This is a genomic window from Curtobacterium sp. MCLR17_042 (assembly GCF_003234695.1).
GTDB lineage: Bacteria > Actinomycetota > Actinomycetes > Actinomycetales > Microbacteriaceae > Curtobacterium > Curtobacterium flaccumfaciens.
Genome location: NZ_QKTD01000033.1, coordinates 1 through 7,001 on the forward strand (window position 1 = coordinate 1; position 7,001 = coordinate 7,001).

The 7,001-nt window shown below is 74.5% G+C and carries 6 protein-coding genes; 5 read left to right on the forward strand and 1 reads right to left on the reverse strand.

Annotated elements, in window-relative coordinates; genetic code table 11:
• Window positions 1-103: 103 nt before the first annotated feature.
• Window positions 104-943, forward strand: a complete 840-nt coding sequence (locus DEJ02_RS18165) for a DUF1684 domain-containing protein (protein WP_111034064.1) — start codon at window positions 104-106, stop codon at window positions 941-943.
• Window positions 944-1,047: 104 nt separating this feature from the next.
• Complete coding sequence (locus DEJ02_RS18170; RefSeq protein WP_111034065.1) at window positions 1,048-2,070, forward strand: transporter; 1,023 nt, start codon at window positions 1,048-1,050, stop codon at window positions 2,068-2,070.
• 69 nt (window positions 2,071-2,139) lie between these two features.
• Here the strand turns inward: DEJ02_RS18170 and DEJ02_RS18175 are convergent, their stop codons facing one another.
• The gene (locus DEJ02_RS18175; RefSeq protein ID WP_111034066.1) at window positions 2,140-2,700 is read right to left on the reverse strand and encodes a histidine phosphatase family protein; all 561 of its coding nucleotides are present in this window, start codon (window positions 2,698-2,700) and stop codon (window positions 2,140-2,142) included.
• 219 nt (window positions 2,701-2,919) lie between these two features.
• Between DEJ02_RS18175 and DEJ02_RS18180 the strand changes: the two genes are divergently transcribed.
• The 3 genes from DEJ02_RS18180 to DEJ02_RS18190 are packed head-to-tail and all read left to right on the forward strand — an operon-like array spanning window position 2,920 to window position 6,673.
• Window positions 2,920-4,152 (forward strand): LLM class flavin-dependent oxidoreductase, encoded by a 1,233-nt coding sequence (locus tag DEJ02_RS18180; protein WP_111034067.1) that lies wholly within the window; start codon window positions 2,920-2,922, stop codon window positions 4,150-4,152.
• A complete protein-coding gene (locus DEJ02_RS18185; RefSeq protein WP_111034068.1) occupies window positions 4,149-5,534 on the forward strand; it encodes an NtaA/DmoA family FMN-dependent monooxygenase in 1,386 nt (461 codons plus the stop codon). Before DEJ02_RS18180 ends, DEJ02_RS18185 begins: the two co-directional genes overlap by 4 nt.
• Complete coding sequence (locus DEJ02_RS18190) at window positions 5,531-6,673, forward strand: LLM class flavin-dependent oxidoreductase (RefSeq protein ID WP_111034069.1); 1,143 nt, start codon at window positions 5,531-5,533, stop codon at window positions 6,671-6,673. The genes DEJ02_RS18185 and DEJ02_RS18190 overlap by 4 nt, the downstream gene beginning before the upstream one ends.
• Window positions 6,674-7,001 lie beyond the last annotated feature (328 nt).

Consider the following 7,001-nt stretch of genomic DNA (forward strand, 5'->3'; position numbering starts at 1 on the left):
ATGTGTATAACAGACAGGCCCCGCACCCCGCCCGCGTCGGACCCCGCCGACGCACGGCGACACGATCGTCGCGCCGCCGGGCCACGAGTCGTACGGTCGACCCATGAGCACGACGACCCCGACGAGCGACACCACCACGACGAACCCGACGGCACCGACCTTCGCGGCAGCGTGGGCCACGTGGCACGACGACCACGAGCAGGCCCGGGCGAGCGAGCACGGATTCCTCGCGATCACGAGCATCCGTTGGCTCACCGCCACGCCGGAACGGTTCGACGACGCCCCGGGCACCTGGTCGACGGACGAGGACGGCCCGGTGGTCGCACTGGCCGACGACGAGACGATCGAGGTCGACGGACAGCCGGTCACCCGGACGCACCGGTTCGGCCCACTGCCGGAGCGCTCGAGCACGAACGTGGTGTGGCGCGACGGCGACGAGACCGTGGTGATCGAGATCGCCCGGCGCGGCGGCAGTGACCTGCTGCGCCCGCGGCACCCGTCGAACCCGACCCGCGTCGAGTACCGCGGCACCCCGGCGTACGTTCCCGCTGAGCGCTTCGTCGTGGACGCGCACTTCGAGCCGTTCGACACCCCGCGCGAGGTCACCGTCGGCAGCGTCGTCGACGGCCTGCTGCACGTGTACGAGGCCCCCGGCGTCCTGACGTTCGACCTCGACGGGCCGCGGTCGCTCCTGGCGTTCAACGGGCACGGCGGCGGTCTGCACGTGCTGTTCACCGACCGCACGAGCGGAGTCACGACGTACGCGGCGAACCGGAGTCTCGACATCGCCGCGCCGGATGCCGCCGGTGCTACCCGCATCGACTTCAACCGGTCGACGAACCTGCCGTGCGCCTACACCCCGCACGCGACCTGCCCGCTGCCGCCCGCCGAGAACCGGCTCGACGTGGCGATCGAGGCGGGCGAGCAGCTGCCCGCAGCCTGACCGCGGAGCACGCACGGCCCGCGGAGCACGCACGCCGCGCCCAGCACACACGGCCCGCGGCCGCGCACCGACGCAGCCGACCGGTCCAGGACAATGGGGGAGCCATGCCACGACCCACCTCCCGCATCCCGCTCAACACCCTCGCCGTCCCGTTCGGCCTCGCCGGCTTCGCCGAGACGTGGTCGTACGCCGCCCCCGTGCTGCACCTGCCCACCGTGGTGCCGCAGGTGTTCTGGGCGATCGCGGCCGTCGCGTGGGTGTGGCTGCTCGGTGCGCACGCCGTCCGGGGCGCACGCGTCAGCGAACGGCTCGTCGACCAGCTCCGCCACCCGGCGCAGGGGCCGATCGCCGCGCTCGTGCCCGCGACCGCGATGCTGCTCGGCGTCGACCTCGCGCGGTTCGCCCCCGTCGCCGGGCAGGTCGTCGTGCTCGCCGCCGTGGCCACCGCGGCCGGGTTCGCCGCCTGGCTGCTGAGCACCTGGTTCGAGGGCCGGCTCGCCCTGGAGTCCGTGCACGGCGGCTACCTGCTGCCGACCGTCGCCGCGGCCCTGGTCGCCTCGGTCGCCACGCACGAGGTCGGCGTCGGCTGGCTGTCCTGGCCGGCCCTCGGTGTCGGCGTGTTCTTCTGGGGCGTCATGACCGGCCTGCTGCTCATCCGGCTGGCGTTCCGGCCGGCGCTGCCGGGGCCGCTCGTGCCGACGATGGCGATCCTGGTCGCGCCGCCGGCGGTCGCCACCCTTTCGGTGTTCGCCCTCACCGACGGCGCTGTGACCCTGCCCGTGCAGGCCATCGCGGGGCTCGGGGTCCTGATGGTGCTCGTGCAGCTGGCCCTGCTGCCGCGGTACGTCCGCCTGGCGTTCTCGCTCGGGTTCTGGTCGTTCGTGTTCCCGGCCGCCGCGGTCGCCACCGCCGCGGTGGAGTGGTTCCGGGCACTCGCGCTGCCGTCCGCCTGGATCCCCACCACCGCGTTGCTGGCGCTGCTGAGCGTCCTCGTCGCGGTCGTCGGTGCCCGCTCGATCGGCCTCGCCGTGCACCACCTGCTCGGGCAGGCCGAGCGGACCCTGCACGACGCCGACGACGAGGACGCCGCCCCCGGCCCCGTGACGGGCGCGACGCGCGTGGTCTGACGAGCGGGGCGGTCGGGCCGCGCAGGCGGCGGACGGGAGGCCCGTGGCGGCCCCGCCCCGCGCCTCCCGTCAGGTCGCGGGGACGCGTCTCCAGCCGCTGGTCGCCCGCCAGGCGGGCGCGTCGAAGCGGAAGACGCTGCCCATGCCGGGCTGGTCGAGCGCGCGCGTGATCGGGACGCCGCGCAGGTGGGCCAGGAGCAGCGCGCCGACCGCACCGTGCGAGACGATCGTGACGTTGCCGGCGGCGGAGTGCCGGCGGACGGCCGCGACGATGCGCTCCTGGGCGTCGACCGCTCGCTCCCAGCCGCGGACCGACTGCTCGGGCTCGGCGAAGAACGCGTCGACGACGGCCTCGAACTCGGACGGCGGCAGGTAGCCGGTCGCGCTCCGGTCGATCTCGCCCAGCAGCGGGTCGTGCTCGACCGACAGCCGGACGGCACCGGCGAGCAGGTCGGCGGTCTCGACGGCCTTGCGCTCGGTGCTCGAGACGATCCGCCGGGAACCCGGTGTCCACGCGAGCCGGTGTGCGGCGGCGGCCCGGACGCGACCCTCGGACGACAGCCCCCACGACTCGATCGGCACCGCGGGGTCGACGACCACTTCAGCGTGGGTCAGGAACGACGAGACCATCCGGCGATCCTCGCACGGTGCGAGGTGCGCACCGGCCCCGTCTGGTGCGAGGTTGTCCACTCCGTGCCCGGTCTACTCCGACGCACGGAGTGGACAACCTCGCACCGAGCGACGCCCCGCCGCCCGCGACGCCCCCCGCCGCGCGTCACACGGCGACACCGTCGGTCACGTTCCGCAACACCGCTTCGCCGCCCGCCCGAACCGTCCTAGCGTCGCCCCATGACCGTGCCCGACCGCATCACCCTCGTCACCGCGCTGCAGGGCGCCGGCTGGCACCCCGCCGCCTGGCGCGCCGCCGGCTCGGCAGCGCACCGGCTCACGAGCCTCCGGCACTGGCGGGACGTCGTCGTCGAGCAGGACCGGCTCGGCGTCGACGCCGTCACCCTCGAGGACTCGTTCACCGCCGGCCCCACCGACCCCGACGGCGACCTCGACACGTCGACCGTCGTCGGCCGCCTCGATGCCCTCCTGGTCGCGAGCGCGGTCGCCCCCGCGACCCGCGCGATCGGTCTGGTGCCGACCGTCTCGGTCACGCACACCGAACCGTTCCACGTCGCCACGGGCCTCCAGACCCTCGACCACGTCTCGCTGGGGCGGGCCGGATGGCGGATCCAGGTGAGCCCGACGACCCGCGAGGCCGCGCTGTTCGGCCGCCGGCCCGGCGGCGACGACGCCGCCACGCTGTTCGACGAGGCCCGCGAGGCCGCCGAGGTCGTCTCCCGCCTCTGGGACAGCTGGGACGACGACGCCATCATCCGCGACGTCACGACCGGCCGTTTCATCGACCGCGACCGCATCCACAACGCGGCGTTCTCCGGCTCGTTCGTCTCGGTGCACGGCGCGTCGATCGTGCCGCGGTCGCCGCAGGGGCGCCCGCCGGTGTTCGCGCTCGCGCACCGCGCCGACGCGGCGGCGTTCGCGGTGGACGCCGCGGACGTCGTGCTGGTCACGCCCGGCTTCGACGGCCGGGAGGCGCGGGACACGCTGGCACTCGTCCGTGACGCCGAGCAGGCGGCCGGGTCCGACCTCCGTCGTCCGGTCCTCGCGGACCTCGCGGTGCTCATCGGGTCGTCGCCGGCAGCCGCCGCCGACGAGCTCGCCGCGCTCGACGCGGCAGCGGGCGCCCCGTACGCCGTCGGCTCGGGGTCGGACACGTCCGTCATCGCGACGACGGTGCCGGACCTGGTGACCCGGATCGCGGACCTGCGGGCCCTCGGGTACGCCGGCGTGCGGCTCCGTCCGCTGCGCATCCCGATCGACTCGACCGCCATCGCGCGGCAGCTCGTCCCGGCGCTCGTCACCGCGGGGCTCCGCGCCGACGTGGCGTCCCGTCCCACCGCCGACCTGCGCACGCGGCTCGGCCTCGCGCCGGCGGTCAGCCGGTATGCGCGTCCTGCCGTCACCGGTGCCGGTGTCGGTTCCGGTTCCGTCTCCTCGGGGGTCTCAGCATGAGCGCCAAGCGTCAGGTCCACCTCGCCGCCCACTTCCCGGGCGTCAACAACACCACGGTCTGGAGCGACGACCGCGCCGAGAGCCAGATCGCGTTCTCGTCGTTCGAGCACTTCGCCCGGAACGCCGAGCGGGGGTACTTCGACTTCCTGTTCCTCGCCGAGGGGCTGCGGCTGCGCGAGCAGAAGGGACGCATCCACGACCTCGACGTCGTCGGGCGCCCGAACACGCTCGCGATCCTCGCCGCGCTTGCCGGGGTCACCGACCACATCGGCCTGGTCGGGACCCTGCAGACCACCTTCAACGAGCCCGTCGAACTCGCGAAGCAGCTCGCCACGCTCGACCACCTGACCGACGGCCGCGCCGGCTGGAACGTCGTGACGAGCTCGGACGCGTTCCACGGCGCGAACTTCCGCCGCGGCGGGTTCCTCGACCACGCCGACCGGTACACGCGGGCAGCGGAGTTCGTGGAGCTGTCACGCGAGCTCTGGGACTCGTGGGAGTCGGACGCGATCGTGGCGAACGGAGCGGGCGCCGCCGGGACCCTGGGCGCCGGGGCCTTCGCCGACCGCTCCCGCATCCACGACGTCGACCACCACGGCCCGCAGTTCGACGTGACCGGCACGTTCCCGGTCCCGCGCAGCCCCCAGCGACACCCGGTGATCGTGCAGGCCGGCGACTCCGACGAGGGCCGCGACCTCGCCGCCGGGCACGCCGAGGTGGTCTTCTCGCTGCACACCGAGTTCGACGACGCGCAGGCGTTCTACCGCGACGTGACCGAGCGACTCGAACGGGTCGGCCGGTCGAAGGACGAGCTGCTGATCCTGCCCGGCGCGACCTTCGTGCTCGGCGACACGGCGGACGAGGCCGAGGAACGTTCCCGGGCGATCCGCCGTGCCCAGGTCAGCCCGGCGACGGCGATCGCGTTCCTCGAACAGGTGTGGAACCGTGACCTGTCGTCGTACGACGTCGACGGGCCGTTGCCCTCGATCGAACCGGACCTCGAGGGCGCTGACATCACCCGTGGCCGCGTCCGCCACACCCGCGACGTGCCCGCACTGGTGCAGTCGTGGCGCGACCTCGCCGCGGCTGAACACCTGTCGATCCGTGACCTGGTCATCCGGGTCTCGACCCGCGGCGGCTTCGTCGGGACGCCCGCACACATCGCCGCCGAGATCGACCGGTACGTGCAGGAGCGCGCCACCGACGGCTTCGTGGTCGTGCCGCACACCAACCCCTACGGGCTCGACGAGTTCGTCGACCGGGTCGTCCCGCTGCTGCAGGAGCGCGGCGTGTACCGGCAGTCGTACGACGAGGGCGCCACGCTCCGGCAGACGCTCGACCTGCCCGGACGGGTCCTCGACCGGCAGCGGGTGCTCGCATGAGCCGAGTCCCGCTCTCCGTCCTCGACCTCGTCCCGGTGAGCAGCGGGTCGACCCCGGCCCGGGCCCTGGCGAACACGGTCGACCTGGCCGTCGCCGCGGAACGTGCCGGGTACGCCCGCTACTGGCTCGCCGAGCACCACCTCAACCCCGGTGTCGCCGGAAGTGCGCCGACCGTCGTCATCGGTGCGGTCGCCGCAGCAACCTCGACCATCCGGGTCGGCAGCGCCGCGACCCTGGTCGGCAACACCCGGGGGCTGCAGATCGCCGAGACCTTCGGCACGCTCGCCGCGCTGTACGGTCCGCGGATCGACCTCGGGCTCGGCCGCTCAGGAGCACCAGCACCGGGCACCCCGAAGCCGCCGTCGCTCGCCCCGCGGACCGACCAGGTCATCGACGGCCTGCTCGTCCCCGCGCCGTTCGAGTTCCGCATCGCGCCGGGCAGCCGGTTCGCCCTGCAGGGGGAGCTGCTCGGCCGGGTGCCGGGCGACGTCGACCGGTTCGCGGGCGAACTCGACCTGATCCGCGGCTTGTTCGCGGGCACGTGGTCGCGGGACGGCGCGGTGATCGAGGCCCCACCGGCCGCGGGTGCCGCCGTCGAGCTGTGGATCCACGGATCCACCGGCGGCGAGAGCGCCCGGATCGCCGGCGCGCTCGGCCTGCCCTACGGCGCGAACTACCACACGTCCCCGGGCACGGTCCTGGCGTCGGTGCAGGCCTACCGCGACGCGTTCCGCCCGGGCGTGCTCGACGCGCCGCACGTCATCGTGTCGGCCGACGTGCTCGTGGCGCCGACCGCGGCCGAGGCGGACCAGCTCGGGCTCGGGTACGCCCAGTGGGTGCACTCGATCCGCTCCGGCGTCGGGGCGATCGAGTACCCCACCCCGGACCAGGCTCGGGAGCTGCGGTTCCCCGCTGAGGCCGAGGCGTCGGTGGCGGACCGGCTCGCGACGAGGTTCGTCGGCGACCCGGCACACGTCGCGGACCGGCTCGAGACGCTCCGGCGGGTCACGGGAGCGGACGAGTTGCTCGTCACGACGATCGCGCACGACCACGACGCCCGGGTGCGCTCCTACGAGCTGCTCGCCGCGGAGTGGGCGCGGCGCGCCGACGTGCGGGAGCCGGCGGCCGCCGCGCGCTGACCGACGCGGAACGACTCCGTCGCTGTCGTCCGACAGCGACGGAGTCGTTCGTGCGCGCAGCGCACGGTGCGGAGCCGGGCACGGGGTGCGGAACCGGGCACGGTACGGCCTGGAGGCACGGTGCCAGGCCGCCACGGGCCTCCCGTCCGCACCGTGGCGGCGTCGCGGACCCGCCCCGCGTTCCTGGGGCGCGCGCGGCTCGAACGGTGCGTCCCGAGCGACATCGTCGCAGTCGTACGACGTCGACATCGTTGTTCCTGCTCGTCCGCGTAAGCCGCCACGGTGCGGACGGGAGGCCCGTGGCGGCCTGGCACCGTGCCTCCAGGCC

Coding starts and splice junctions, on each gene's coding strand:
- DEJ02_RS18165 (WP_111034064.1), top strand. CDS start 104: ATGAGCACGACGACCCCGACGAGCGACACCACCACGACGAACCCGACG.
- DEJ02_RS18170 (WP_111034065.1), top strand. CDS start 1,048: ATGCCACGACCCACCTCCCGCATCCCGCTCAACACCCTCGCCGTCCCG.
- DEJ02_RS18175 (WP_111034066.1), bottom strand. CDS start 2,700: ATGGTCTCGTCGTTCCTGACCCACGCTGAAGTGGTCGTCGACCCCGCG.
- DEJ02_RS18180 (WP_111034067.1), top strand. CDS start 2,920: ATGACCGTGCCCGACCGCATCACCCTCGTCACCGCGCTGCAGGGCGCC.
- DEJ02_RS18185 (WP_111034068.1), top strand. CDS start 4,149: ATGAGCGCCAAGCGTCAGGTCCACCTCGCCGCCCACTTCCCGGGCGTC.
- DEJ02_RS18190 (WP_111034069.1), top strand. CDS start 5,531: ATGAGCCGAGTCCCGCTCTCCGTCCTCGACCTCGTCCCGGTGAGCAGC.